Annotated in this window: 25 protein-coding genes and 2 pseudogenes; 8 read left to right on the forward strand and 19 right to left on the reverse strand. The window is 53.5% G+C overall.

Translation table 11 applies throughout. The annotated features are described in order from the left end of the window. Positions 1-8 precede the first annotated feature (8 nt). Genes ccoP through AC2FH9_RS04635 form a run of 7 tightly spaced genes read right to left on the reverse strand, consistent with a single transcriptional unit; the run spans position 9 to position 4,830 of the window. The gene (gene ccoP / locus AC2FH9_RS04605; RefSeq protein WP_496870965.1) at positions 9-881 is read right to left on the reverse strand and encodes a cytochrome-c oxidase, cbb3-type subunit III; all 873 of its coding nucleotides are present in this window, start codon (positions 879-881) and stop codon (positions 9-11) included. Further along, positions 872-1,039, reverse strand: a complete 168-nt coding sequence (locus AC2FH9_RS04610; protein WP_496786572.1) for a cbb3-type cytochrome c oxidase subunit 3 — start codon at positions 1,037-1,039, stop codon at positions 872-874. The genes ccoP and AC2FH9_RS04610 overlap by 10 nt, the downstream gene beginning before the upstream one ends. Then, on the reverse strand, positions 1,036-1,767 hold the full coding sequence (ccoO, locus tag AC2FH9_RS04615; RefSeq protein ID WP_496870966.1) for a cytochrome-c oxidase, cbb3-type subunit II: 732 nt from the start codon (positions 1,765-1,767) through the stop codon (positions 1,036-1,038). The genes AC2FH9_RS04610 and ccoO overlap by 4 nt, the downstream gene beginning before the upstream one ends. A gap of 6 nt (positions 1,768-1,773) precedes the next feature. Then, positions 1,774-3,393, reverse strand: a complete 1,620-nt coding sequence (gene ccoN / locus AC2FH9_RS04620; RefSeq protein ID WP_142637651.1) for a cytochrome-c oxidase, cbb3-type subunit I — start codon at positions 3,391-3,393, stop codon at positions 1,774-1,776. Continuing rightward, positions 3,383-3,673 carry a TehB family protein gene (locus AC2FH9_RS04625; protein ID WP_496702372.1) on the reverse strand — a complete coding sequence of 97 codons (291 nt, stop codon included), beginning with the start codon at positions 3,671-3,673 and terminating at the stop codon, positions 3,383-3,385. Before AC2FH9_RS04625 ends, ccoN begins: the two co-directional genes overlap by 11 nt. Next, positions 3,674-4,414, reverse strand: a complete 741-nt coding sequence (locus AC2FH9_RS04630; protein WP_496702374.1) for a DUF2189 domain-containing protein — start codon at positions 4,412-4,414, stop codon at positions 3,674-3,676. Further along, on the reverse strand, positions 4,411-4,830 hold the full coding sequence (locus tag AC2FH9_RS04635; RefSeq protein WP_496870967.1) for a group III truncated hemoglobin: 420 nt from the start codon (positions 4,828-4,830) through the stop codon (positions 4,411-4,413). Before AC2FH9_RS04635 ends, AC2FH9_RS04630 begins: the two co-directional genes overlap by 4 nt. Positions 4,831-4,971: 141 nt before the next feature. Between AC2FH9_RS04635 and AC2FH9_RS04640 the strand changes: the two are divergent. Further along, a pseudogene (locus tag AC2FH9_RS04640) lies at positions 4,972-5,070 on the forward strand (IS6 family transposase); the annotation flags it as partial. Between the two features lie 60 nt (positions 5,071-5,130). Here AC2FH9_RS04640 and AC2FH9_RS04645 read toward each other — a convergent pair. After that, the gene (locus AC2FH9_RS04645; RefSeq protein ID WP_496870968.1) at positions 5,131-6,084 is read right to left on the reverse strand and encodes an AraC family transcriptional regulator; all 954 of its coding nucleotides are present in this window, start codon (positions 6,082-6,084) and stop codon (positions 5,131-5,133) included. A gap of 139 nt (positions 6,085-6,223) precedes the next feature. Between AC2FH9_RS04645 and AC2FH9_RS04650 the strand changes: the two genes are divergently transcribed. The 4 genes and pseudogenes from AC2FH9_RS04650 (at position 6,224) to AC2FH9_RS04665 (ending at position 8,336) form a co-directional block, all read left to right on the forward strand. Beyond that, on the forward strand, positions 6,224-6,748 hold the full coding sequence (locus AC2FH9_RS04650; RefSeq protein ID WP_496696619.1) for a DUF4142 domain-containing protein: 525 nt from the start codon (positions 6,224-6,226) through the stop codon (positions 6,746-6,748). After that, on the forward strand, positions 6,748-7,095 hold the full coding sequence (locus AC2FH9_RS04655; RefSeq protein WP_496870969.1) for a cupredoxin domain-containing protein: 348 nt from the start codon (positions 6,748-6,750) through the stop codon (positions 7,093-7,095). Before AC2FH9_RS04650 ends, AC2FH9_RS04655 begins: the two co-directional genes overlap by 1 nt. A 67-nt stretch (positions 7,096-7,162) precedes the next feature. Then, positions 7,163-7,273 (forward strand): annotated as a pseudogene (locus AC2FH9_RS04660) (integrase); the annotation flags it as partial. A 271-nt stretch (positions 7,274-7,544) separates the two neighbouring features. Next, positions 7,545-8,336, forward strand: a complete 792-nt coding sequence (locus tag AC2FH9_RS04665; RefSeq protein ID WP_496701367.1) for an inositol monophosphatase family protein — start codon at positions 7,545-7,547, stop codon at positions 8,334-8,336. Positions 8,337-8,616: 280 nt separating this feature from the next. Here the strand turns inward: AC2FH9_RS04665 and AC2FH9_RS04670 are convergent, their stop codons facing one another. From AC2FH9_RS04670 to AC2FH9_RS04695, 6 genes are all read right to left on the reverse strand, one after another. Further along, positions 8,617-8,787, reverse strand: coding sequence for a hypothetical protein (locus AC2FH9_RS04670; protein ID WP_496870970.1), 171 nt, complete (start codon positions 8,785-8,787; stop codon positions 8,617-8,619). 124 nt (positions 8,788-8,911) lie between these two features. Then, positions 8,912-9,985 carry an ABC transporter ATP-binding protein gene (locus AC2FH9_RS04675; protein WP_496870971.1) on the reverse strand — a complete coding sequence of 358 codons (1,074 nt, stop codon included), beginning with the start codon at positions 9,983-9,985 and terminating at the stop codon, positions 8,912-8,914. After that, on the reverse strand, positions 9,982-12,198 hold the full coding sequence (locus AC2FH9_RS04680) for an ABC transporter permease (RefSeq protein ID WP_496692016.1): 2,217 nt from the start codon (positions 12,196-12,198) through the stop codon (positions 9,982-9,984). The genes AC2FH9_RS04675 and AC2FH9_RS04680 overlap by 4 nt, the downstream gene beginning before the upstream one ends. Next, entirely contained in the window at positions 12,199-13,224 is a 1,026-nt protein-coding gene (locus AC2FH9_RS04685; RefSeq protein WP_142637631.1) for an ABC transporter substrate-binding protein, read from the reverse strand. A 292-nt stretch (positions 13,225-13,516) separates the two neighbouring features. Further along, positions 13,517-14,274, reverse strand: a protein-coding gene (locus tag AC2FH9_RS04690) for an IS5 family transposase (protein ID WP_496870972.1) whose coding sequence is annotated in 2 segments (ribosomal slippage) — positions 13,517-13,953 and positions 13,953-14,274 — 759 coding nt in all. Because the reading frame shifts where the segments join, the coding sequence is not laid out codon by codon here. Positions 14,275-14,408: 134 nt separating this feature from the next. Continuing rightward, positions 14,409-16,067 carry an AMP-binding protein gene (locus tag AC2FH9_RS04695; protein ID WP_496870973.1) on the reverse strand — a complete coding sequence of 553 codons (1,659 nt, stop codon included), beginning with the start codon at positions 16,065-16,067 and terminating at the stop codon, positions 14,409-14,411. A 631-nt stretch (positions 16,068-16,698) separates the two neighbouring features. On the opposite strand from AC2FH9_RS04695, the gene AC2FH9_RS04700 reads away from it, so the two are divergent. The 3 genes from AC2FH9_RS04700 (at position 16,699) to AC2FH9_RS04710 (ending at position 19,093) form a co-directional block, all read left to right on the forward strand. Beyond that, on the forward strand, positions 16,699-17,277 hold the full coding sequence (locus AC2FH9_RS04700) for a TetR/AcrR family transcriptional regulator (protein WP_496870974.1): 579 nt from the start codon (positions 16,699-16,701) through the stop codon (positions 17,275-17,277). Positions 17,278-17,400: 123 nt separating this feature from the next. Continuing rightward, positions 17,401-17,814, forward strand: coding sequence for an ester cyclase (locus AC2FH9_RS04705; RefSeq protein WP_496870975.1), 414 nt, complete (start codon positions 17,401-17,403; stop codon positions 17,812-17,814). A gap of 202 nt (positions 17,815-18,016) precedes the next feature. Then, positions 18,017-19,093 (forward strand): DUF2652 domain-containing protein, encoded by a 1,077-nt coding sequence (locus AC2FH9_RS04710; RefSeq protein WP_496870976.1) that lies wholly within the window; start codon positions 18,017-18,019, stop codon positions 19,091-19,093. A 180-nt stretch (positions 19,094-19,273) separates the two neighbouring features. On the opposite strand, the gene AC2FH9_RS04715 is transcribed toward AC2FH9_RS04710, so the two are convergent. The 5 genes from AC2FH9_RS04715 to AC2FH9_RS04735 form a co-directional block, all read right to left on the reverse strand. Further along, the gene (locus AC2FH9_RS04715; RefSeq protein ID WP_496749353.1) at positions 19,274-19,735 is read right to left on the reverse strand and encodes a hypothetical protein; all 462 of its coding nucleotides are present in this window, start codon (positions 19,733-19,735) and stop codon (positions 19,274-19,276) included. 535 nt (positions 19,736-20,270) lie between these two features. Continuing rightward, on the reverse strand, positions 20,271-20,516 hold the full coding sequence (locus AC2FH9_RS04720) for a hypothetical protein (RefSeq protein ID WP_496690100.1): 246 nt from the start codon (positions 20,514-20,516) through the stop codon (positions 20,271-20,273). 14 nt (positions 20,517-20,530) lie between these two features. After that, complete coding sequence (locus tag AC2FH9_RS04725) at positions 20,531-21,052, reverse strand: hypothetical protein (RefSeq protein WP_496870977.1); 522 nt, start codon at positions 21,050-21,052, stop codon at positions 20,531-20,533. Between the two features lie 706 nt (positions 21,053-21,758). Then, entirely contained in the window at positions 21,759-22,112 is a 354-nt protein-coding gene (locus tag AC2FH9_RS04730; protein WP_176865328.1) for a hypothetical protein, read from the reverse strand. Between the two features lie 59 nt (positions 22,113-22,171). Further along, the gene (locus AC2FH9_RS04735) at positions 22,172-22,423 is read right to left on the reverse strand and encodes a hypothetical protein (RefSeq protein WP_496690098.1); all 252 of its coding nucleotides are present in this window, start codon (positions 22,421-22,423) and stop codon (positions 22,172-22,174) included. Positions 22,424-22,503: the final 80 nt, after the last annotated feature.

Consider the following 22,503-nt stretch of genomic DNA (forward strand, 5'->3'; position numbering starts at 1 on the left):
GATTTTCTTCAACTTGGTGCATCTTCTGCATTCCACAGTAGATACAACGTGAGCATTCGAATCTGGGCGTCGCTCAGACGTCCTTCCCACGCAGGCATTACACCTTGCCGACCGTGATAAATGCTATGGTAAATCTCATCCCGGTCGCCTCCATAGATCCAGCGTTCATCACCCAGATCGGGCGCGCCGATTTCATAGCCCCCGCGCCCGTCATCGCCATGACATGCCACGCAGTTTTCTTCGAAAACCAATCTTCCTTTTTCGGCCGCTGTCGCATCATGCTGCCGTCCAGACAGAGACAAGACAAATTCCGTGACCTCTTTGACCTGCTGCTTATCGATCATGCCATCCGCACCGAAAGCAAGCATCTTTGCGACCCGTGTATCGTCATGCTGCGCATTAATCCCATATCGAATGGTAGCCTCTATCTCTTCCGGCGAGCCTGACCACAGCCAATGACCGTCCACCAGATTGGGAAAGCCAACCTGTCCTTTAAGATCACTCCTGTGACAAGCCGCACAGTTGTCAGCATAAAGCTTGGAAATCGAAGCGCTATACCGCGCCTCAAGCGCGGGGTCGGCGGCCAGTTCCTCGATATCCCCGGAAGCGAAGGGCGCGAAGGTCATCTCTCGATCTGCATCAGCTTGCAGAAGTGCCGTCGTAACTTCTGCGCGCGAGGAATAGCCAAGCATTCCCTTCGCGTAGTTACGCACACTCGGGAAAGATGGATAAAACACCCAATACAGCGCTGCTATGATGATACTGATCCAAAGCGCCCATCGGGCAGCCCAGGGAACGGGTGTGTCCAACTCTTTGATACCGTCCCATTCATGGCCTGTCAGATCGGTGCCGGAAACGGGATCCTTTTCCTTCATCGACATGGCTGGTCCTCCCGGCTGTCGAGTGGGGATTGGGCGGCATGGTCGTAAACCTTCCGGCGCGAGGGCCAATAGGTCCAAATAGCTGCAGCTAAAAAGACGACCAGCAGGTAGATTGCGCCCCAAGTCTTGGAGAAAACGAGAACCGTATCATGTGTCATCGTTGAACATCCTCAAGGTTTAACGAGTCCAGATCGGCCAATGTGCCAAGAACCTGAAGATAAGCCACAAGAGCATCCATTTCCGTCAGCTTGCCCGGTTGTCCGTCATAATCCCGAACCTGAACCTTTTCGCCGTAACTTTCTTGTAATTCTCCTTCAAAGTACTGCTCAGCATCCGCCTGCCATGCAGCGTCCTTTTCGGCGTTTTCGATCTGGGCGTCCGTATAGGGCACACCAGCTCGGCTGAGCGCTGTCAGCGAGGCAGGTAAATGTCCTGTCCCAAGGCGCGCCTCGGACAGAAACGCATAACCCGGCATGATCGACCCCTCGACCAGCTCTCGCGGCGCTTCCAGATGCGCCACATGCCACGCGTCAGAGTATTTACCGCCAACTCGCGCCAAGTCCGGCCCTGTACGTTTCGAGCCCCATTGGAACGGGTGGTCATACATGCTTTCGGCGGCCAGGCTGTAGTGCCCATAGCGTTCGATGTCCGACCGTAGGGTGCGGATCATTTGACTGTGGCAGGCATAGCAGCCCTCGCGCACATAGATATCGCGCCCGGCTAGTTCCAGCGGAGTGTAGGGCCGCATGCCGTCGACTTCTTCCACCGTGTTTTCGATGGTGAACAAAGGGGCGATTTCAACAATGCCACCGATTGATGCAACCAGCAGGATGGCCATCGCAAAGCCAAGTGAGTGGCGTTCAAGCTTTTGGTGTTGTGTACTCATGGGCTGCTACTCCGCCGGCTGGACCAAAGGTCCGGATTGCCTGGTCTCGGTTTGCCGCGGCCCACTGACCGTCATGTAGATGTTGTATGCACCGATGCACGCACCGATCAGATACAGCAGCCCCCCGATCGCACGGGCGACATAGTAAGGATGCATTGCGATCACACTGTCGAGGAAGGAATAAAGAAACGCACCATCCGCATCATAGGTCTGCCACATCAGCGATTGTGTGATGCCACTGTTCCACATAGCGCCGACGTAAATCAGCGTCCCGCTCAGGGCGAGCCAGAAGTGCCATGCCTCCAGCCGCAATGAATACACGCCATCTCGTTTCCAAATCCAGGGCACCATTTTATACATGGCACCAAAGGTGATGAAGGCGACCCAGCCCAACGCCCCCGCATGTACATGGCCGACGGTCCAATCCGTGTAGTGGCTCAGCGAATTGACCGGACGGATCGCCATGAACGACCCTTCGAATGTCGACAGTCCGTAGAACAGAATCGCGACCATCATAAACCGGACCGCCGGATCCGTCCGGACCTTATCCCAGGCCCCGTTGATCGTAAGGATGCCGTTGAACACAGAGGCCCAGCTGGGGACCAGCAGGATGATCGACATGGTCATGCCAAGGTACTGAACCCAGTCCGGTAGTGCAGTGTAGTGAAGGTGATGTGAACCAGCCCAGAGATACAGGAAGGTGATCCCCCAGAAGCCAACAATTGACATTCGGTAAGAGTAGATCGGCCGGTTCACAGCTTTGGGCAAGAAGTAATACAGCATCCCTAGGAACCCGGCGGTCAGCAGGAAGCCAACAGCATTGTGCCCATACCACCATTGCGTCATTGCATCCTGTGTGCCGGAAAACAGCGAGTAGCTTTTGGGATAGGCGATGGAAACCGGAACCGAGAGGTTGTTCACCGTATGCAGCATCGCGATGACGACGATGAAGGCCAGGTAGTACCAGTTAGCCACATAGATATGCGGTTCAGCTCGGCGAGAGAGCGTCTTTAGGTACAGACCTAGATAACCAACCCAGACGATCAGCAAAACCAGATCCATATACCATTCCGGTTCGGCATATTCCTTGGATTGGGTGATCCCCAAGGGGTAGCCGGTCGCCGCAAGGACCATGAACAGATTGTACCCCCAGAACACCATCCAGGGCAGCGATTCACTGGCCAATCTGGCGCGCGAGGTACGTTGGACCACATAAAACGACGTCGCGATTAACGCGTTGCCGCCAAAACCAAAAATCACGGCAGATGTATGAACCGGGCGCAAACGGCCGAAGTTCGACCAGAACATATCGCCGTTCAGTGCTGGAAACGCCAACTGCCAGGCGAGGATATCGCCAACCGTGAACCCTATGATTGCCCAAATCAGCGCGGCGATGACACCAAACCGAATGACCTTGTCATTGTATTCTAAAGGGATGTCCTTTGGGGCCTCGCTCAAACGGTTGATCATCCACATCAACCCCCAACCAGCGGCTATTGCGATCAACCAACCATGCAGCACGTAGGCGGTAGGAACCCCCCAGCCAAGTATGGCTACGCCACCGACAAAGATCAAAGCAAGGGCACACAGGACGGCAGCATCCTCAAGAAAACTCTCACGCTGCATCGGGCGCCTCCTGCCGGTGGAAGCGTACTTCAAACTCGACTTCGCCAATCGGATTCACCGAATGAGTTTCCTGTGGTGCGAACACAGCAGTATCCCCTGCGCCCAGAAGTAGGTCATCCTTGTCATCCCGGCACAGTAGAAGCTGCCCATGTTGCACAGCCAATTGACCCCAGACACCCGCTTTGGTGCTGTGATCTTTGCGCAGCTTTTCTGGCAATGTCTCATGCGTGAACCGCGAGGTCGCATAGTGCACCACGCCTTTTGGAAGCGCTTCGGTCATTTATGCATCTCCATGAAAAAGCTCGGCATAAGCATGCCAGGTCGCGTACCCGAGCAATGGGAACACCACGACCAAACCCAGTAGCCCGGACAGTATTCCAACCAAAGTCAAAAGAGTGATGATGGCTCCCCAGCACAAGCAAAGCTTGAAGTTGTGAGTGGTGGCGTTAAAGCTGAGCCCCATAGCCGAGAAGCCATCGATCTGGCGGTCGATCAGCATTGGCAATGAAAACGCTGACACCGCAAACCCTAATGCCGCAAACAGCCCGCCAACGAATGATCCTGCGATCAACAGCGCCCATCCTGATGACGTAGTAATCAGCAAAAGCAGCGTATCTGCGAAGCTTGAGAATGGGCGCAGCCCGTAGACTATGGCGAACATAACTGTGGCCGCGCGAATCCAGATTAGGGCAAAAACCATCAGTATGACGCCCACCAACGTAATCTGACCCGTGGCCGCTCTGAGCCCTGTTTTACCGCTTGCTACGGAATAAAGACCAATCGTTGCAAGTGGTCCGACCAAAACGCCGCCAGCTAGCAAAGGCAACAAAACCCAACCAAGATCGTTGAGCATCAGGGCCGCAACGCAAATCCACCCCAGAACTACGAGTGAACCACCGTAAAGCAAGGAATATCCCGGGTTGCGTTTCACGTCGCCCCAGCCCGCCTGCAGCCAACGTTTGACAACGCGTGCGGGAGGATCAGAGATGACCTGAGCTTTGGTATAGACAGAGACCGTCATGACAACACCGGCGGAGCGTCAGCCTCTCGACGAAAGTTCTCAATTCCGAATGACAAGCCCTTACCGATCCTCCTGGCCAAATGTGAGAACGCTTCGGCGGTTGCAGGTTTAAGGGCTTTTTTTGCGGTGTCTTCGAACAGGTCGAGCCACAGGCGAAAATGTTCTGGCTGGATTTCAGAGTTCGCCAGGTGAACCTGCATCGGGTTACCCGAATAGCCTGTCTCTCGAAGAATGGCGCCGCGCCAAAAGGCTGCGATCTTTTCTTCGTGTTCCGGCCAATCTTCGATTGCCCTGCCAAATACCGGCCCCAGATCAGGATGCACTCTGATGCGCGCATAGAACCGGTTGACCAAAGTCGCGATTTCATCCGCTGTGATGTCAAACATATGTGGCCGAATTGGCATGGTACGAGTCATCGGATCTACCTTAACGATACGCCTCACTATCTGCGCACTATAATAGGTATTGTCAATACCTATTATAGTGCGCATGGTACGACCTACATCAAGGGGAAAGGCGCGTGGGTCTATCTTTACCCAGCCGTCGACAACCACGGCAAAACGCTCGACGGAATAGAAGTGGTGCACATAATCCGCAAAGGACAAATCACGCCCGGTGTCTGTCCGTTTCGGCAATTTGCGGAGCTGGCGGCTTAGTCCGCCGGTACAAAGATATCACTGTGGCAAGTTAAAACTTCGCAACAGATCCCGTCCGGTTTATTGCGCCGATGATAACGTGATTTGCCGACGGAAGCCGGCAGGTGAGAGGCCGATTTCCCTCTTGAAAACGCGTGCAAAAGCAGAATCCGATGCGTATCCAGCACGTTCTGCCGCATCCGAAACAGAACTTGATGGGTCAGTAAGACAGCGTTTGGCGATCTCCAGCCGCCAAGCTGTTACGTATTGCATTGGCGACATCGCCATCTTTTTCTGAAACTGAACCGCAAAGTTTGTTCGTGACATGCCTGCAATGCGCGCCATTGTTTCTATCGTCCAGGATGCGCTTGGATCCTTGTGAAACGCGTCAAGAGCCCGGGCCAGATGGTGATCAGAGAATCCGTTCAAGCCCCACCTCGAGGATTCGTCACTTTCCACAAACGAACGTATGGCCTGCGCAAGAATGGCTTCTGACATTTTCAAAGCAATGAGATCGCCACCGAGGCGAAGACCCCCGGCCTCATCTCCGATCATGCGCAGTGTCGCCTCCATCCATTTTCCAGCGGATTCCCCGTAATTCCTGAGGTGAATGAACGGTGGAAGGCGTTCCAACAGTATATGTTTTGCATGAGGGTCGAATGAAAAATGGCCGCAGATAAGTTGCGTGTCACGTTCATCGCCGTCGCCGCCGTAAACCAGAACCCCAGTCCCAGTGTATCCCGACCGTTCGATGACCGTGTCCAGCGGCAAAACTGCATTTCTTGTTTCAGCCGCGCAGTACAACTTGTGTGACGCGCCATGCGGAACAATCAACAGATCGCCCTGCTCCAGCGCCACCACTTTTTCATATCCTTCAACTTCGATCAGGCAATTGCCCCTATGAGCAAAATGAAATCGGGCGACGTTTTTGAACTTGGGAACTTCAATCCCCCAAGGGGTGGTCAACGAAGTTCGAAAATAGAGCGCGCCTTGAACAGACAGTTTCGTAAGAATATCGCTAAGCAAATCAAGCATGCATTTTCATGGCAGTATTTGGCGTTTTTGTACAGCAGCTTGAACGATCTGCACAGAAAATCGAACGTTCCCGCATATATCTCACTTCCCGGTTCGGATTACTCCTATTGCCATCGTAACACTCAGTGGAGTCTCCAAAATGAAGAAACTGATTTCCGCATTTGCTGTGGCACTTGCCATGACTGGCGCTCAAGCCTCTGCGCAGGACGTCGCCGAGATGAGCGATCTCGAATACGCTCACATTGCCTATACGGCCGACAACATCGACATTCGGTATGCCTATCTGGCGCTGGCTTTGTCTTCGAACCCCGACATCCATGAATTCGCAAACACGATGATCCGCGACCATACTGCCGTGAACGCAGCGGCCTTGGGCCTGCTCGAAAAACTGGGCGCGTCAGCGCAGGACAATGCGTTCAGCCAAACGCTGAATGCCAATGCCGAAGAGATCATCGATGGCTTCGTCAAGCTGCGTGGAGCAGAGTTTGATGCCGCTTATGCAGCCAATGAATTGGCCTATCACCAGGCGGTGAATGATCTGGTGGAGAACACGATGATCCCCAATATCGACAATGCCGAGGTGAAGGCTCTGTTCGAGCAGGGCCTTGAGATCTTTAAAGCCCATGAAGGTCACGCCGAAATGATGGTCGAGGCACTGCAGTGATGGGAAAAGCCCATTCACGCCGTCGCGTAATGGTTGGAGCGGTCGCATCGGCGGCCGCTCTCGCTTTAACCCGAACGCGGGCCCGGGCGGCAGAACCCGTAGTCCACGAAGTCAAGATCAAAGCATTTGCATTCACGCCAAAGCTTCTGAACGTGTCTGTTGGTGATACCATTCAATGGACCAATGAAGATCTGGCACCACATACGGCCACGGCCGATGAGTTCGGATGGGACACTGGGGAGATCCCAAACGGTGTCAGCGCCAAAGTTGAGGTTACTAAAGGTATGGAAACAAAATATTTCTGTGCGTTTCATCCACATATGAAGGGAACAATTGTGATTATGTGATTTGGCTCATTGGATCGACTGAACGAAAGCGGACTATGATGCAGGTCGCAGCATATGGAACTTTGTGCTTCGCACCTTCCAGCTTCTGTTGGGGCACACAAAGATGGGCAGCACGGTCAGGTATCTTGGCGTTGAACTTGAAGATGCCTTGGCTATCTCTGAAGCCATTGAAATATAACATCTCTGGGCCGCTCTCGCTGGCAACCCGAAGCGGACCATCATCGCAACTTCAAGTGCTGCGATGCAGTGTTCTCAAAATCCGGCGAGGGTCACGAGCAATATGCGACTTCACTGCACGGAAGTGAATGAGTGCTTTAATTGGCATATTCTTTCGACAGAAACTCGGGCGACTCGAAGAAAGTGGATTTTTGTCTGGCAAACACTGTTTTGTGTTCTGACACCCCATCCACTAGGGATGGTGTTGCATTTAGCAGGAAGTGAGCCGACCTATGCATAACATCATTGCACGAAGAAACTTCGCCGTTGCGGTAGCAGAAGAGGCAGGCGCGCTTGCACTAGAGTATTTTGCTTCCAGAGATACCTTGGTCATTGATCAAAAAGGCGCGCAAGACTGGGTCAGCGAGGCGGATCGCAACGTCGAAACCTTCATTCGTCAAAAGATTATGAACTCTTTTCCCGATGATGGGATTTATGGCGAAGAACACGCGGAAAAAGCTGGCTCCAGCGGTTTTGACTGGGTGATCGATCCGATTGATGGGACAACGAACTTCGTCAATGGTATTCCGGCCTGGACGATTGTCTTAGCGGGCGTCTCAGACAGTCAGACGCAGGTCGGCGTAATTTTCGAGCCAAACGTTGGTGAAACTTACGTGGCGGTCCGAGGCGAAGGTGCCACTTTGAATGGACACGCCATGCAGGTTGCCTCAAGCGTGGAACTTGCAAGTGGGACCGTCTCAATTGGCTATTCGAACCGGGTCGAAGCATCAAAGGTCATTCCGGTGATTGCGGCCCTTATCGAACGTGGCGCTCTTTATCATCGCAATGCAAGCGGTGCGCTTTCGCTGGCCTATGTCGCGGCGGGACGTCTATTGGGGTACATTGAAGAACACATGAACGCCTGGGATTGCCTCGCCGGTCAGTTGATGATTGCCGAAGCAGGTGGCGAGATCGAGGATCAAGACGCCGACGGGATGATCCGGGACGGTGGTCGCGTAATCGCTGGCACACCGGCCGTGTTCGAGACCTTGAAAATGATCTGCGACGACGCTTGGAACGAATAACGTCGTTCAGGCAATCGGGCTCGACCCGAATTCAGGTTGAAGAGTTTTAATATCCGCACGCCAGAAGTGGCCCAGACCAGGTTGAACAATCCGACGATCGATTTTCTGCCCTGCAAGATGGCATCAAAGCAGTGTTCCGACCGCGCCGTGGGTTAAAATGGCCAAGTCTCTTCTGTCGCGGTTTTTGACGATTGACAGGACTGTTCGAACGATATGCAGTTGCGCGGCATGGGCTGTTTCCCAACTGCAGAAGCTGGACTTGGGTGCCTTGAAGAAGGTGTCAGCGGCGGACCTCGAATATCGAGGGACGAAGGGAGCCGGTAGTGCTTCGGTCGTTCTCACTCAATCCAGGCTCGGAATTCGCGACCAGCCCCAAAGGCTTTGCGAGGATAGCGTCTGTTTCGGACGCTTTTCGCTCGGTACTGGACCAGATATCTGTCACGCTAGACATGGTCTTACTTTGTGAAAATGTGTCGGCTCGGGCGCGGCCAATTTCACTCAGACCCTATTCGGTGACCGGTGTCTCTGGCTCAAGGACGACCTCCGGGTGAGAGACGACTAAAAGATTACCCACGTCACCCTTCCGGCAACAGAACGGGGCCACGTTCGGCAAAAGACATTTTGACTTCCGAGCCGATTTCCAGTGGCTCGTCCACGTCGTCCTGCACAGCAAATACCTGCCCGAAGGCACCGGCCAGAGTGTACTCCATCCGCACGCCAACATAGGTCGCCTTGGCAACCTTGGCCGGGATGCCGGTATCAGATCCAATCAATATCCGTGACGGGCGCACGGCCAGCGTTGCGGGACCAGGCGTTAGGCCACGAGAAGGGAGCGTATGTTGATAGCCCTCGATTTCGATCGTGGCTAAATCGCCTTCGACGGAAAGAATAGTGCAACTGATCAGGTTAGCCTCACCAATGAAATCGGCCACGAACCGGTCAACCGGCGCATCATATAGTTTACGCGGCGTGCCGATCTGTGCGATGGCAGCGTTGCGCATGACGACAATCTCATCTGAAACGGCAAGGGCTTCTTCCTGATCGTGAGTCACATAGACGACGGTCAAACCGAGATCTTGCTGAATGGCACGGATATCTTCGCGCACTTGGCGACGCAGTTTCGCATCGAGGTTTGAGAGAGGTTCGTCAAAGAGCAAAACCTGTGGCTCCAAAACCAATGCACGAGCGACAGCAACACGCTGTTGCTGCCCGCCGGAAAGTTCGCTTGGCAAACGATTGTCGAAGCCCTTCAGGCCAACCAAGTCTAACCCATGCAGCGCGCGCGAACGGGACTCGCGCTTGTCAAAGCCGGAAAAGGTCAACCCATACATGACGTTTTCTAGCACGCTCATATGCGGAAAAAGCGCGTAGGATTGGAAGACCATCGACACGTCACGATCGGTAGCGGGTAATTTGGTCACGTCCCGGTCGCCGATCAGAATTCGACCCGAGGTCGCCATTTCCAGTCCTGCGATCATGCGCAACGTCGTCGTTTTACCGCAGCCCGAGGGGCCTAAAAGCGTCACCAGTTTGCCCGCTTGGACGTGCAGATCGATGCTGTCGACGGCCACCACATCCTTGCCGAACACTTTCGAAACACCGTCGAAACGAACAGGCGCGGCCTTACTTGCTATAGTCGTTTCGGTCATGTCGTTTTCTCTGTCCCGAGTTGTGTACGTCGCCCGATCTGAACACGGCCCACGAGGATTTGTAACATCCCGACTGCCGCCAACATCACGAAGATCAGCGTTGTGGAATATGCGATTGCAAGACCGTAATCGTTGTTTTCGACCCGACCGATAATGTAGCTGGTAGCCATGTCATACTCTGCTGAAACAAGAAATATCACCGCCGAAATCGCCGTCATGGCCCGGACAAAACTGTAAACCAGCGCAGCTAGGATAGCGGGCCGTAAAAGAGGAAGAATTACCCGCCTGAAAGTCTGCCAGGAATTTGCACCGAGCGTCAGCGAAGACTCGTCAAGCGACTTGTCTAATTGTGACATAGACGCAATACCCGCGCGAACCCCAACCGGCATATTGCGGAAGATAAAGCTGACCACAAGGATAACGCCCGTGCCAGTGATCTCGATCGGCGGCACGTTGAATGCCAGGATATAGCTGACGCCAATAACCGTGCCGGGAATAGCGAAAGAGAGCATCGTGCCAAACTCAAACGCATTCTTTCCCGCAAAACTTTGCCGTGTCAGCAGATAGGCAGTGACCAACCCCACGGCGGCCGTCAACGGTGCGGCAATGGCAGCAATGGTGATTGTGGTCCAGAAACTGTCCCAGGCGGCTCCGGTCCAGCGAATACCTTCTTCTTCGAAGCGAACCGAAAAGGCTGTGACGTAGTGCTTGAACGTCAGCGAGTTATCGACGCCCCACAGTTCGACGATACTTCCATAGATGATCATCCCGTAAACCACGGCAGTGAAAACTGCCCAGGCAATTGCGATGCCCAGAACCGGTATGGCAAGGCCGCGCGGCATCAAGGGGTGCACACCCGCGTCGCCCTTGCCGGAAACGGTGGTATAACTCTTTTTCCCCAGCCACGCGCGCTGCGCATAGAAGGCGGAAAGTGTGAAGAACAAGAGCACCATGGCCAGAACAGCAGCACGGCCCTGATCGTACTGCGCTCCGACGATGGCGAAGAAAATCTCGGTCGACAGCACATCGAAATTCCCGCCCAAAACAAGCGGGTTGCCAAAATCGGCCATGGATTCGATGAACCCAAGCAGGAAGGCATTGGCCAGGCCGGGACGCATCAGAGGCAGGGATACGGTTTTGAATGTTTGCCAACGATTTGCCCGCAGAGTTTGGGCAGCCTCTTCCATCGAAGGTGACACCCCTTCGACCACCCCGATCAAAACCAGAAAGGCGATCGGCGTAAATGCCAGAGTCTGAGCGATTAGCACCCCGGGCATGCCATAAAGCCAGCGCGTAGGCTGCACGCCAAAGATCTCGGCAACGAATTTGGTGACCGAACCGGAAAGCCCAAACAGCAAGATCAGTGCAAGACCAATCACGAAGGGCGGTGTGATAATCGGCAAAACTGTCAGCGCGCGCATCCCGCGTTTAAAACGAAAACCTGACCGTGTGACGACAAGCGCGAAACAAAGGCCAAGCGCGGTTGTGATGAAGCCCACAAGAACTGCAAGAAACAGAGAGTTCCACGCGGCCCCACATTTGGCACCGGCAAAACAGCCCAATCCCCAAAGTCGGTCATCAAAGAATTTCGAGGCAAATACCGAAACTGAATAGGCACCATCTTCGGTAACGAAGGCGGCAAACAACATCTTCGCAATTGGAAAGAAAACGAAAATTGTAACAATGGTGATTACGCCGCCAATTGCGCTGACGACGAAAACGTCGCCGTTGATGGCACCGCGCGCCGCAATACCCTGAGTTAAAAGGAACAGGAACGCAGTGGCGCAGATCATCGCGCCGTATCCCATGCCGAACTGGCGGATCTTCGGCTCTCCGAACAGCGCCTTCATCCAGTCGAAATTGAACCCGCGAATGCCAATTGAGAACCCTTGCGCAATCAGCCAGCCAAAACCCAAGGCACCAGCCAAAATCAGGATACGTGCGTATTGTGGATCGGACTTCGGTTTGCCGAGTATCAACAAAGGCAAGGTAAGCGGGACCAAAAGCGGCGTAAGCCACAGCTTTTCGCCCTGTCCGATCAGGAAAGCGGCGGGCGCATAATCTTCATCGAACGGATATCCATCGACCAGCCATACGAATGACCAAATGCCATCCTCCACCATGAACCATGGCAGCAGACAGAAACCGACCCACCCGGCAACAATCCAGAAGATCAGAACCGGGTGGTTCGTTTTTGGTGTGGTGTCAGTCACTTACTGAGGCAGTACTGAGACCTCTTCGTCCCATTTCTGCAAGAGACGCTTGCGTTCGTCAGACGAGCCGTACTTTTTGAAGTCATAGTCAATAAGCTTGATCTGGCTCATGTCAGGTGCGCTTTCAGAGGTCTCCGAATTTTTGTTGGACGGAACCTGGAAGGCGTTAACCTCAAGCGCAAGGTTCTGGGCCTCGGGGCTGAGAGCCCAGTCATAGAACTTTTTGGCTTCTTCTTCATTTCGAGCGCCATCAATGATCGACATCGAGCCGATCTCATAGCCTGTGCCCTCGCATGGGGCCACGACCTTGACCGGAAAACCTGATACGGCCTGCTTGACCGCATCATGCATGAAGACGATACCGATGGTGTTCTCACCCCGACCGGCGGCCTTGATTGGGGCTGAACCCGACTTGGTGTATTGGTTGATATTCGAATGTAGGCCCTTCATGAACTCAAAGCCGTCGTCTTCGCCAAATATCTGAACCATCGAGGCAAGCGTCGTATAAGCGGTGCCCGAGGAATTCGGGTTCGCCATTTGCACGTGCCCTTTATACTCGGGCTTCAGCAAGTCTTTCCAACATGCGGGCTCGGGCAAGCTGTTCGCGGCCAAGAGGTCGGAGTTATAGCCGTAGCCGAGTGCGCCTGAATAAATTCCGATGGTCTTGTTTCCTGCACTTTCAGCCTGCGAGATCGCCCAGTCGTGAAGCTGGTCACGCATCGGCGACACGTACTCCATCGTCAAGCCTTCTTCGGCGGCTTGCAAATGGGGATCACCGGTACCGCCCCACCATACATCGCCTTTAGGGTTAGAACTTTCCGCGCGAATTTGTGCAAACGTCTCGCCCGAGGACTTGCGGGTCATATTGACGTCTATACCGGTGGCATCCTCGAAACTGCGCGCCATGAGTTGACACCAATCTTCCTGTGCCGAGCAGTAAAACGTCAGCTTCTCAGCTTGGGCCGCAGTTAGCGAAGCCGCAAATGCTATCAGCGATCCCGCCAGCGTCGTCGTCAGATTTTTCAATTTCTTTCCTCCCCTATGTGTCGTGCCGAAATTCCCAGCGCGATACTCGTCAATTCGTCGTTAGTGGCGGTCGCTCTAAGTCGCTAGTTGATCTAATTGCGTTGGCCAGATCAACATCCGACCAGCCTCCCAATGACAGAAGCAATCTCAACACTGTACTGTTGGTTCTGCAAGAAAATTCAACGAGCATTGGTTTTCTGCACCGGTGGGTTTTGAACCGCCAAGCCTGTTTACAGCACCAAGTTTGAGTATCGGGAGCGTATTTTGATGCCGCATTGTTTAGGGTCAGGACTCATAACCAATAGATGACGGTTGCTGCGAGAGCGATTGCTGAGAGGAAGACCTTTGGACATCGGTCATAGCGGGTTGCGCCCCGCCGCCAGTCTTTCAATCTGCCGAACATGATCTCGATGCGATTGCGCCGTTTGTACCGGCGCTTGTCATAGCGCACGGCTTTGGCACGCGACTTTCTATCAGGGATACATGGCCGTATACCCTTATTTTGCAGGGCTTTTCCGAACCAATCAGCATCATAGCCGCGATCACCAAGCAGCCATTCGACGCTCGGCAGGCTGCTCAATAGTGCCTTCGCACCAATGTAATCGCTGACCTGTCCAGCCGTTACAAAGAAGCTAATGGGGCGTCCCTGACTGTCGCAGACAGCATGCAGCTTGGTGTTCAAACCGCCTTTGGTCCGTCCAATCAGGCGTCCACGCCCCCCTTTTTGACGCCCATGCTGGTCGCAGTCCGGTGGGCCTTCAAATAGGTGGCGTCGATCATGACAGTCTTTTCTTCGCCGTGCTCGGTGGCCAATCCCATTATGATCCGGGCAAAAATACCTTTCTCACTCCATCGCTTCCAGCGGTTGTACAGCGTCTTATGCGGTCCATACTCTTTGGGTGCATCTCGCCAGCGTAAACCGTTGCGGTTGATGAAGATAATACCACTCAGCACGCGTCGATCATCGACACGTGGCTTGCCATGTGACTTTGGAAAGTAGGGCTCGAAACGTGCCATCTGCACGTCATTTAGCCAATAAAGATCTCTCATGTCACCGCTTGATTTTCCACCCGTGAATCATGCAGAGCGGTGAAAATCAATGGGTCCTGACCCTAAGTCGCCGGTTGCTGCCCAGCAGAATTGCCATGTAGTTGAACGACGAAGCTTGCCTTCGAGAGGCTAGATCAAGTGGCGCCGACACTCGCTTGTCGAAGCAGGAACCTTTGAATTTTGCCGCTGGGTGTCTTTGGCAGTTCTCTAACGAATTCGATAAGCCGAGGATAGGCGTGTGCAGAAAGGCGCTGTTTGACATAATCCTTCAGCACTGCAGCCAACGCCTCATTACCTTCTGTGCCTTCCGCCAGTACGACCACCGCTTTCACTATTTCGGTCCGTTCCTTGTCCGGCACGCCTACAACTGCCGCCTCCGTCACAGAAGGGTGTTCAATCAGAGCGCTTTCAACGTCAAACGGTCCGATGCGATACCCCGAAGAGGTGATGACGTCGTCGTTCCGCCCTACGAAAGTGATACATCCGTGTTCGTCCCGCTCCACCGTGTCCCCGGTAAGATAGTATCCGTTCTCGATCGATTTGTCGCCCTTGTTCAGGTAGCCGCTAAAAAACAAGAGAGGTGAATCCGCGATGTTGACGGCCAATTGACCAGGCTCATTGAAATCGGCGATGCTGCCATCATCGGCCAGAACCTCGACCCTGTATCCCGGCATAACAAAGCCGGCCGATCCCGGACGAACCGGATGTTCGAGCCCGTGATGATTATTCACCAGCATACCCGTTTCGGTCTGCCCATAGTGATCTTTGATCGGCGCATTCAGTTCGGTCTCGAACCAGCGGATGACTTCGGGGTTTAGCGGCTCGCCTGCGCTGCTGATGCACCGGATCTGATCGCGCAGCTGTGCCGCGCGCTCGGTTCCGGCGGCGATGATTAGTCGAAACGCAGTAGGCGCGCCTGCAAAGTTAGTCACATTCAATCTCGAAATCACGTCATATGTACTGTCCACTGTGAATGGTCCCTCGACCAGAGTGGTTGCATGACCCAACAGTAGCGGGCCGATCAACGCATAGTATAGACCATAGGCCCAGCCCGGATCGGCAATGTTCCAGAAAACATCCTCATGCCGCAGACCGATCCCTTCGACCATGTAAGATCTAAAGGCAGGCAGCGCCTTTAGGGGCACGGGAACTCCTTTTGCGGGACCTGTAGTTCCAGATGTCGCCATCATGAACATCAGGTCATCGCCGTTCCGCAATACCGGGACGAACTCAGGCGATTGCGAGGCCATTGCCCGGCGGAAATCAATGTCTCCCCCAACTACCCCTTGTTGCGTATCCACAATCATCGCGACAGGCGGGCAACCTTCCACTCCGCTGAGTTTTTCGCGGTTCGCGGCGTCGGTCACAACCAGCTTCGCCCCGCTCATGGTCAAACGGTCTTGAATGGCCTTGGGCCCAAAGGCTGTAAACAAAGGTTGATAGGCCGCACCGGCCCGGAGGGCGCCTAGAACAACTGTCACAAGATCCGGGGTGCGCGGCAACAGACCCGCCACGATGTCGCCGGGTTGGATGCCTTGTTCCTTAAGCAAATTGGCAAAACGCGCAGCTTCGTCGCGCAACTGCTTAAAGTCGCGGGTCTCATGGTGCCCGTCCAATGCAATCCAGTTCAAAGCCATGGGATTGCCCTGCAAATGGGCGTCACAGCATTCTACACATGCATTGATCCCGCCGCTGAAATTGCCGAGAAAGACAGACTTTGCGAGGTCCAGATCAAAGCCCTCCACCGCTATGGAGTATTCTGAGGAAGTCCCAGAGTCAGAATTCGATTCCATCAAAACGTATTCCTCCAAATGCAGCCCGTAATTACCTTGCACTCAAATAGGTCGAATTTCCACGTTGGAGATTACGCGAACATCAGCGCGCCACGAGTGGTCTATTGGTCCCGAACCAAGGCTCGATTTGGCCCGAGACGGTAGGGCAACGGTCCAATGCGTGGCAGATGAAATGGGAGTGAGCCGACGCTCGTTACAGAGATACCTAAACGCGCCAGGATTCACATTTTCGGGGATACGCGACCAGGCTGTAAATCATGCAGCATTGCTAGTGCAAATGGTCTAGGTCAGGGCAGGCTCGTTCGACCATCGGAACTTTGCCTCTCAGCGAATTTCATCGAACTGGTCATTGAAGGCCGCGCTGGAATGCGAATATTGAGCCGCGCATTTTCTGCGGTTGGTTTGAACAATTAGAATGGCGGTCAATCCTGACGTCAATTTGAGAAAACGCGGGAGCATTCTCGCTACACGGAGCAACGATAAATCAACTACTTGCCTGCGAGTTGGAATTTAAGAGCGCACCATGCAAAACGTGGTAGTTCACGAAGATTCTACCCTCGTAACGGTTTTTCCTGATCTTGCTCAGACGGTACGTGTTGCGATTTTTAAATGATCATTTTAATATACTCCGATGGGTAGACCAAGATCATATTCACGCGAAGCTGTAGTTGAAAAAGCCATGGGTGTTTTTTGGCAAAACGGCTACAAAGCTGCATCGATAAGTGACGTTGTCCGCGAAACCGGGCTGAACACGGCCAGCATGTACAAGGAGTTTGGAGACAAGGAAGGATTGTTCTCAGCAGCTTTGGATCATTACCGCGATCATGTTATCGGACCGCGCTATCGTATTTTGATCGACAACCCTAACTTAGAAGGCGTCGAAATGTTTCTCCGAAACGTTTTTTTGGGGGCCGCCAAGTCGGAATACAAGGGCTGCCTGATGATGAACCACCTTGCACAAAAGCATGTGATAAGTCCTGAAGCCGCAAAGCAAGTGGGCGCGTTCTGCGCAGAAGTCGAGTCATTGGTTGAAACTGCTCTTCGTAATGCCCAGGCGGATGGAGATATCGGGGCGGAGAAGGACACGGCGCAGCTTGCGAGCTTTGTGGTTTTTTGCGTTCACGGGACCGTCTTGTATGGGCGGCACGACGAAAAAAAGCATGCGATACCAAACTTTTACGACTTGATCATGAGGGAAATTCGCGAGTGAATTTCATCCCTTATTTATTTTAAAATTGATTTTTTAAAATAAATGTTCTAAAACTATCCCATCCAGCCGGAATTGAAGGCAACGACGTGCTGGACGTAGTGAAACAGGGATAGGAGAAACACGATGAGTATTTCCGAAACGGCTATGGCCTTCTTTGATGCATGCGAAACAGGCAAAGGCTGGAACGTCTGCAAGTCATACTGTCAGGACGGTGCCGCTTTTACATGTGAAGCCGACGCATTGGCCGATATCTCGACAATCGAAGGTTATACAGCTTGGACCGCCGGAATTTTGACCCCAATCCCAGATGGCAATTACGACATCACCTCATTCTCGACTGATCACGAACGGAACATCGTAACGGCCACAGCAGTATTCAGAGGCAAACAATCCGGTGAAGGTGGACCAGTTCCTGCCACCGGCAAAGAAATCGCAACCAACTATGCCTACGTTATGGAATTTGAAGGTGATAAGATCGCCCGAATGACCAAAATCTGGAATGATGGGCACTCTCTAAAACAACTCGGATGGGCGTAGTGACGTCGCTATAGCGGCGGCGCCATTTAGGGGCTGTTCTGCGAGAACTTGGTAACCACTTCGGGCTCTCACCGGCAACTTTGCGTCTGAGTTCCAGCCTACATACCATGATGACCGTCTATGGCGCATTTGGACCCAAAGTGGTTTTAAACCCTTTGTAGGTCAAAATAACCGCGCCAAACACTCTTTTGGGGAGCGTGCCATGTCAACACAAACTGGATATCTGTTGATCGCCGACATTTCCGGCTACACACAATTTTTGACCACTTCGGAAATGGATCACGCTAATCCGATTTTGCATTCCTTGCTGGGCGTTCTGATCGAACAGGTGGGTGATCCGCTCCATTTCTGGAAAACCGAAGGCGATGCCGTTCTGGCATATTCGACGCGGCAGGATTTCCCCTCCGGCGAGACCTTCCTGACCATCTGCGAGAATCTCTACAACGCATTTGCTCTTCGTCGGCAGGACATAATTGCCAACACAACCTGTACCTGCAACGCGTGTGCCAATGTCGGAGGGCTGGATTTGAAGGTTATCACCCATCATGGCCAGTTCGAAGAAATGCAACTTGGCCCGGTAAAAGACTTTTCCGGCGCCGACGTTGTTCTGGTCCACCGAATGGCCAAGACGAACGTTGTTGAAGCCACCGGTGTACGCAGTTACGCGCTGTTTAGCGAGGCCGCTGCAAACGCCATGGATATCAAAGGCATAGTGGAACCGTTTTCACAGGACATCGAACATTTTGGCGAGGTTTCGATGAAGGTCTACGATTTGGCTAAATCTTGGGAACGTTTGCGTGCCAACCGCGAACGCCATTTCTTGACCAAGGAAGACGGAGTTTGGACGTTCCTCCATCATTTCGATGCCCCAATTGCAGTTGTCTGGGAGGCGTTGGTCGCGCCGGAACTAAAGCTGAAATGGATGAACCGTGTACAGGAAATCACCGTCGACAGCCCACAAGGGCGTCTCGGCAATGGGTCGGGCTATCATTGCTCTCACGAATTGGCGGACTTTTTCTATCGCATCACTGATTGGGAACCGTTCGATTATTTCTCGACCTGCATCCAGGATCCGGCGCGCACTGGAGTAAGCCTGCCCGAGACATATCAGCTGACGCAAACGAACTCTGGCACCGACTTGCGATACACAATGGGTCAAGCGACGGATGCCGAGGGCAATAGGTCGGAAATCTCAGAACAGGAGGTTTCAGCGTTCCTGGCAGAATTCTGGGCCGCATCGTTCTCTGATCTGGACGAACAACTCAAGGCCTCGAAGTAAGAGCGCTTTGTTGGGACGGCTTACATTGCGTCGGCAACCGCGAAATGCTGCTCTCTGTGATGTGTATGATGTCTGACGCCATCGCCTACCGAACATTGGAGCAACAGTAACGTTTTCCCATGGCCTGCTTCCCACGATCAATCCAACGACCCTACCCGTCATAAACTCAGGGACAACATTTCACTCAGGGATTTCCACGGTTCCTACTATGTGGGTTCGCCTCAAAGGTAGTGCTTGGTACATCGACACAATGTCCGTCGTGGCTATGCCCTCGCCAGTCATTCCATCATAGCGCCCGGTTCCGACGATAATTTCCCAAGAGTTAGCCGCGCCTTTTTCACCTGCTTTCCAACGCATCGTGAAAGTGTCTTCGCCCTCACCAAAAATGCATATTCCGGAGATTGAGTTGGTCCCATCTTGGTAACCGAACCCCGATCCAAGGCATCGAGCAAGCCCGCCGTCAACAGGACCTTCGATAACTTCAAATCCTCCTTTGTTGTCGGCGATGTGGAAAATATGATCACCAAGGTCAAAGTTTTCCTGAGAAAGCGGATAGAAATTATTAAGCTCGATGCGTCGCTCCTCGGCACTGGTCGCAGTACTAGTAGCGGCCAAGACCGAGATCAAAATTAGGTTCTTCATTAAGGCCTCCTAAGGCTCCATTCACCTTAAGAGTTTTAGTGACATTAGCAAACGACGGGCATGTAAATTACGGCTATTCATGAGCGCCCGCTCGTCTCGACCCGCCTGTATGTGCGGATTGTCCGGGAATGGGTGAAGCCCATGGACCTTGAGGCGAGCACCAACGGAACGCATTCTAAGAGGTGAACCAAGGTTACTCAGATCTGCGGAAACATTGACAATCTGCGCAATAAGCGACTTCTGCCTGGACATACAAAATTGGATAGGACGGTACGGTATCCTGGCCTAGAGTTGGAGGACACATTGGCCATCGCGGAAGCTTTTGAAATTTAGAGCCACAGGGTCGTTTTCCTAGACGGCCCAAAGCTGCCATTCATCGGGTCAGGCCACGCCGCAACGCAGCTTCATCAAACCGGCCATTCGCTGCGCGGGCGAGATCCGTGCGTTGTGATAGGTAAGCACCGCGGACGAAGGGGGCTTTCGCATTATCTCGGACAACGACGCCAGGCAGCCCTAAAAACAATCAAGGGATCTATCACGACCGGCCGCCAGAGCGGCGGCGACCTTGACCGACGCCTTCCGGCACAGCCGCGCGCCAAGCTGAGGTGCCCTTGCAGCGGGAACAGATGCGCTCGCCAAAACCTTCACTCCAGAAAGAGGATTTGCAGCGCAAGCAGAACCGTTCCTTGGGCGCATCTGCAAGCGCACGCTTTGGCGGTTCCGAGACGATGAATTCCTTCTTCTTTTGCATCAGTTCCTCGCGTATCGTTGATTCAGGCATTCGCTTCTTCAACCTCATTCGGGCATAGGCGAAGTGGACTGTTGGCATGGCATCCCTTCATTTTCGGCGTTCTGAATTTCAGAGCTGTCCTGCGAAAAAACTTGCGGGGTATCGTCTTTGGAACTTTGGTCAACGAGATCGATATTCTCCCGTGTTGTCCGCGATCCCGAGTAAAGATGGCGCAATTGGGCCTCGGATACCCCGTCGGCCTGCATCACAAGCTGCACCATTGGGTCTGCCAGCATTTCTTCCAGAAAAACATCAGACAGCTCTCTTCCTGAAAGCTTGTCCTTCGCGCGGGCATTGTCGAGATCAATCAATGAAACGGTTAGGCTCCGGGTTAATCCCGGATGGGAAAAGCGTGGATGCAGGTGGACAACAACCGAAGCCTTCCAAGCTTCCGGGTTTTGGTGATCCGGAGGCGAGGCGAGTTCGGTCTCGATTTCATACTCGCCGGCGGGGAGCGTTTCTGCGAAACCGGGCACTGTGAATGGCCCGTCGAAAACTGCGATGGTCTTGCTGAATTGGTCATCCATTGCGGTGGTCCTTTCGATTAAGGGCCAGGTAGGGCTCGTCAGCCCGCTCCGGCGCGACTCTCGGGATTTTTCGAGATTGGCTGAACCGGCCTTTGCCGCCCTGATTGTCGGTTTCCTTATTCGACGGTTCAGCAGGACGGCAGACCTAATAGCCAGGTCATTGAAAGACTTGATCCCAATCGATTTCGGATTTTCCACTGAGACCTCGGTGCGTCGGTCAGACCCGAAAATTCGCACGTAGCCTATCAGTATATGGGGTTTGAAGTGCCGATTTACTACGGCGCGTTGCCAAGCAAATCAGCACACGAGGCTCGGTATCGGACCAAGGAGCGCTATTTGAGAAGTTACAACAACTTCAAATTTAGGCAGGCTTCGCTATCCCCGTTAGTTTTGGCAAGTTTTCCTTGCATAATCGAATTCTCGCGACATCCGGCGCGTTTGTTTCCCCAATAAGAGCGCTGTAGTTCATGCCTATTTTCATTTCGGACCTGACGGGCCCGGTTGGTTTGGCTGAGCCGGTGTGATCGCTTGTTGCGCTGCGATAGATTGTACCTGAGGGAAATTTCAGACTGCTTGCATCGGTATCCCGCTTTCTAACATCAAGGGTCGAACAGGTTCCATGGTCACTTTCCAGTTGCAATCTAAGCATCCCACTGACCGTAGCAAACCAGTGTAAATTGATGAGGGCGGCATTAACGCAATCATACTAAGATGCATCAAGGTTCAGTCCTTCAATGCACGCTTTGGCGAGATCGCGGTTCGGGGAATCGGAACCAGGCATGGTCGCCCAACCCGCATCCATCACGGCGTCGCGTCGCTTGTACGACGTGGCAGCCTGGATCGTCGCGAGCTTTGCTAAACGCTGATTATCCGTGCGGGACATGTCGTGGCAAATTGGCACGAGCGCCGCGATCACCTGGTCCCGCGCCATTTCGCTTGCCAACTTGTTCGCGCTTCCGCCGGTCATCCAGCCGCCCCAAGAGAATCCAACGACGCCGACAAACACCGCGCCGAGCAGTGCGCCATACATACCGGGTTTCAGCCATTCAGGATTGGTCATATCAAGTCCTCCAGCGGAGAAAGCGCCGCTTCGCTATGTTGAATTGTTTCACAACGGACCTAGTCGCAGGCAATGGCGTGCTCCAGATCCTTTTGTGTTGTCATGTGCATCGTTGTTTGACCGACATGACTCCCTCGACCCCTGACCATTAAGTAGGTCGCAGTGCGTCGGTAAGCCTCAAAGCTGAGGCCCTGCAGCAACTCCTCCTCGAAGAGAATTTCATACGCGCCAGCCGGAAACACGATGTCGCTGTTTCCCAACCTGAAGGCATTGGTGAACGTCACCTTTGACCTGATCGAACGCGTGAGCATCCCATATCTCCGTTGAATTGATCGCTGGATTTCCGGTACCGACCATGGTCGGCCGCATCAGTCCAGATGCCCCGTCAAGT

The sequence above is a fragment of the Ruegeria sp. CDSC081 genome (genome assembly GCF_059610485.1).

Coding starts and splice junctions, on each gene's coding strand:
- AC2FH9_RS04710 (WP_496870976.1), top strand. CDS start 18,017: ATGTCAACACAAACTGGATATCTGTTGATCGCCGACATTTCCGGCTAC.
- AC2FH9_RS04715 (WP_496749353.1), bottom strand. CDS start 19,735: ATGAAGAACCTAATTTTGATCTCGGTCTTGGCCGCTACTAGTACTGCG.
- AC2FH9_RS04720 (WP_496690100.1), bottom strand. CDS start 20,516: ATGCCTGAATCAACGATACGCGAGGAACTGATGCAAAAGAAGAAGGAA.
- AC2FH9_RS04630 (WP_496702374.1), bottom strand. CDS start 4,414: ATGACGGTCTCTGTCTATACCAAAGCTCAGGTCATCTCTGATCCTCCC.
- AC2FH9_RS04610 (WP_496786572.1), bottom strand. CDS start 1,039: ATGACACATGATACGGTTCTCGTTTTCTCCAAGACTTGGGGCGCAATC.
- AC2FH9_RS04735 (WP_496690098.1), bottom strand. CDS start 22,423: ATGCTCACGCGTTCGATCAGGTCAAAGGTGACGTTCACCAATGCCTTC.
- AC2FH9_RS04725 (WP_496870977.1), bottom strand. CDS start 21,052: ATGGATGACCAATTCAGCAAGACCATCGCAGTTTTCGACGGGCCATTC.
- AC2FH9_RS04635 (WP_496870967.1), bottom strand. CDS start 4,830: ATGACTCGTACCATGCCAATTCGGCCACATATGTTTGACATCACAGCG.
- ccoP (WP_496870965.1), bottom strand. CDS start 881: ATGTCGATGAAGGAAAAGGATCCCGTTTCCGGCACCGATCTGACAGGC.
- ccoN (WP_142637651.1), bottom strand. CDS start 3,393: ATGCAGCGTGAGAGTTTTCTTGAGGATGCTGCCGTCCTGTGTGCCCTT.
- AC2FH9_RS04670 (WP_496870970.1), bottom strand. CDS start 8,787: ATGTCTAGCGTGACAGATATCTGGTCCAGTACCGAGCGAAAAGCGTCC.
- AC2FH9_RS04675 (WP_496870971.1), bottom strand. CDS start 9,985: ATGACCGAAACGACTATAGCAAGTAAGGCCGCGCCTGTTCGTTTCGAC.
- AC2FH9_RS04665 (WP_496701367.1), top strand. CDS start 7,545: ATGCATAACATCATTGCACGAAGAAACTTCGCCGTTGCGGTAGCAGAA.
- ccoO (WP_496870966.1), bottom strand. CDS start 1,767: ATGAGTACACAACACCAAAAGCTTGAACGCCACTCACTTGGCTTTGCG.
- AC2FH9_RS04730 (WP_176865328.1), bottom strand. CDS start 22,112: ATGACCAATCCTGAATGGCTGAAACCCGGTATGTATGGCGCACTGCTC.
- AC2FH9_RS04695 (WP_496870973.1), bottom strand. CDS start 16,067: ATGGAATCGAATTCTGACTCTGGGACTTCCTCAGAATACTCCATAGCG.
- AC2FH9_RS04625 (WP_496702372.1), bottom strand. CDS start 3,673: ATGACCGAAGCGCTTCCAAAAGGCGTGGTGCACTATGCGACCTCGCGG.
- AC2FH9_RS04645 (WP_496870968.1), bottom strand. CDS start 6,084: ATGCTTGATTTGCTTAGCGATATTCTTACGAAACTGTCTGTTCAAGGC.
- AC2FH9_RS04700 (WP_496870974.1), top strand. CDS start 16,699: ATGGGTAGACCAAGATCATATTCACGCGAAGCTGTAGTTGAAAAAGCC.
- AC2FH9_RS04655 (WP_496870969.1), top strand. CDS start 6,748: ATGGGAAAAGCCCATTCACGCCGTCGCGTAATGGTTGGAGCGGTCGCA.
- AC2FH9_RS04705 (WP_496870975.1), top strand. CDS start 17,401: ATGAGTATTTCCGAAACGGCTATGGCCTTCTTTGATGCATGCGAAACA.
- AC2FH9_RS04650 (WP_496696619.1), top strand. CDS start 6,224: ATGAAGAAACTGATTTCCGCATTTGCTGTGGCACTTGCCATGACTGGC.